This window comes from Vibrio sp. D173a (genome assembly GCF_030248475.1).
Map to the genome: position 1 here is coordinate 1 of NZ_JAHGAH010001072.1, position 682 is coordinate 682.

The following is a 682-nucleotide window of genomic DNA, read 5'->3' on the forward strand; positions in this document are numbered from 1 at the left end:
TGACAATCGAGCAGATTCCACAGACAGTCGTAAAAGCCATTAAGAGGGCGAGAGCTATATGCGGTTAAAAACAATCATCGCTTTCAATATCGCACTTTTAGTCAGTGTTATCGCTATCGGGCTGTATCAATGGAAGTTTGATCAGCAACATTTGGCGGGTACGCGCTGGGCATGTGTACAACTCGATGAGGGGTTTGTCACAAAAGGCTATAGCGGTTATCAAGAGATCGCTGATCGCTCTATCTTAGAGTTCACCTCAGATAAAACCTTGCTGATTTTTCAAAAGGGTCACTTTAAAACAGCGGCTGAGGGCACCAAACCTTATGAAGTCTACTTTGAAGCGGATTACACCGCTGAAAACGGTCTACTATCGGTTGCCTACCATCATATCGATTGGGATTTAAAGCCTGTAGATAGTGGCAGCCTTGTGCGTGATATGGATGCCTTGGTGAGAGCTAAAATTGAATTGATGTACAAAGTGCAAGATGAGCATCTGTTCTTGTTTAGCAAAGGGCATGCAGAAGAGAGGAACTATACTTGCTATAAAAAATAGCCCCTGAGATCAGGAGCTATTTTCGAATCATGTTAGGTGGAAGCCTAATAGATTATTCAATGTTTTGGATCTGTTCACGCATCTGCTCGATAAGAACCTTGAGTTCTACACCAGATGCGGTGATGTCAG

General features: G+C 43.3%; 2 protein-coding genes. One reads left to right on the forward strand and one right to left on the reverse strand.

The annotated features are described in order from the left end of the window. Positions 1 to 58: 58 nt before the first annotated feature. Entirely contained in the window at positions 59 to 553 is a 495-nt protein-coding gene (locus KIV40_RS31360; RefSeq protein WP_285353206.1) for a hypothetical protein, read from the forward strand. 52 nt (positions 554 to 605) lie between these two features. On the opposite strand, the gene KIV40_RS31365 is transcribed toward KIV40_RS31360, so the two are convergent. After that, positions 606 to 682, reverse strand: a 77-nt coding sequence (locus KIV40_RS31365) for an endoribonuclease YicC domain-containing protein (protein ID WP_155483837.1), incomplete at its 5' end; no start/stop codon positions are given.